The sequence below is a fragment of the Arthrobacter sp. MDT2-34-1 genome, assembly GCF_059091365.1.
Map to the genome: position 1 here is coordinate 1 of NZ_JBNHGO010000103.1, position 607 is coordinate 607.

Here is a 607-nt window from a genome sequence, read left to right on the forward strand (position 1 = left end):
GCAGTGTATCGGCCGGCTCCCCTACACTGGTCGCATGACGGCTGAGCGGAGGCACTGCTTGTGCTGGTGACCGCTGCGGGGAAACGGGCCGATGAGCTGACCGACCGGCTGCTGGAGGTCATGACCCCGGCTCAGGCCGCTTTGTGGCTCCGCGGTAGCGATCCGCATCTGGCATGTGCCCGGCCAGCCGATGTCCTGCAGCTCGAAGGCCCGGACCCGCTGTTCGACGCGCTGGACGCGTACGAGCAGGGCGTCTTCGCCTGATTAGACGTCAGGCTGGCCTTCTGCCTGCGCCCGTGCGGCCGCCAGGACGCCGGGCATTCCCTCCCGAATAGCGGTAACAGGTGTGTTCTCAGAGAACCTGGGATTCCCGCCGATGAATCACATCCGCGCCATATGCGCGCCGTCAGCCTCCTCCAGGATCTGCCACACCCGGCAAGCCATCTCCAGCCGCGGATCATCCGGTGCGGCGTCCCGTCCGGCCAAGGCTGCGGTCAGCGTTGATCCCAGCCGGGCCCGCATGAACTCCAGGGCGTTGTCGATCATGCGTCCTCCAGACGCTTCAACAGCTCGGCGTCATGCTCCCTGAGGAAGGCCAACCCCGCCT

General features: G+C 66.7%; 2 protein-coding genes. One reads left to right on the plus strand and one right to left on the minus strand.

Going from position 1 to position 607, the window contains the following annotated elements; genetic code table 11:
- Window positions 1-60: 60 nt before the first annotated feature.
- A complete protein-coding gene (locus tag AC5RVV_RS17860; RefSeq protein WP_494002690.1) occupies window positions 61-264 on the plus strand; it encodes a hypothetical protein in 204 nt (67 codons plus the stop codon).
- 117 nt (window positions 265-381) lie between these two features.
- On the opposite strand, the gene AC5RVV_RS17865 is transcribed toward AC5RVV_RS17860, so the two are convergent.
- Window positions 382-546 (minus strand): hypothetical protein, encoded by a 165-nt coding sequence (locus AC5RVV_RS17865; protein WP_494002691.1) that lies wholly within the window; start codon window positions 544-546, stop codon window positions 382-384.
- Window positions 547-607 lie beyond the last annotated feature (61 nt).